The sequence below is a fragment of the Staphylococcus sp. EG-SA-2 genome (assembly GCF_017152085.1).
Genome location: NZ_JACYHC010001232.1, coordinates 1 through 636, shown reverse-complemented (window position 1 = coordinate 636; position 636 = coordinate 1). Strand labels below are relative to the sequence as shown.

Below are 636 nucleotides of genomic sequence, written 5' to 3'. Positions count from 1 at the left end.
TAGGTATTATCCTGCTAATGGTGCTTGCCGTTATTTTAAAATTTAGTTTATGGCGTTATAAAAAATTAACCGTTGCAATATTAGTATTAATCGTTATGATTCAACAAATCGTCATTTTAGATAACAATAAAAATATGGCAATCAAACCTTATCAACAATCATTATCAACGTTGAAACAACATGATTACCATAGTAACTATGTAAACCAGCTTATAAAAAAGATAAATCAAAATGCAACTGGTCCATTTAATCGCATTGATTATATGTCAGACTATGCATTAAATTCACCATTTATATATCATTATAATGGCATTTCATTATATTCTAGTATTTTTAATGGAGACATATTAAAATATTATGACAAGACACTCCAAATTAATATGCCAATCGATAAAAACAGCACTTATAGATTACTTGGCAATCGTCAAAATTTACTATCACTTTGGAATGTTAATGATCGAATTAGAGTGAATCATGATGACAACTTACCATATGGATTTAAAATTAAGTCTGAACACAAAGACAATAAAGTTCGTTGGATTCATTCTAAAAATACCATCCATTATCCAAGTGCACATATTACAAATAAGGTCTTTTCCAATAAAGAATTAAAATCTCCATTAGATAAAGAACAAG

At 27.7% G+C, this 636-nt stretch carries 1 protein-coding gene; it reads left to right on the top strand.

Features of this window, described 5'->3' with window-relative positions:
* Nucleotides 1–636 (top strand): YfhO family protein (locus IDG60_RS19935; RefSeq protein WP_206161108.1); only part of this gene is annotated, 636 nt, incomplete at both ends.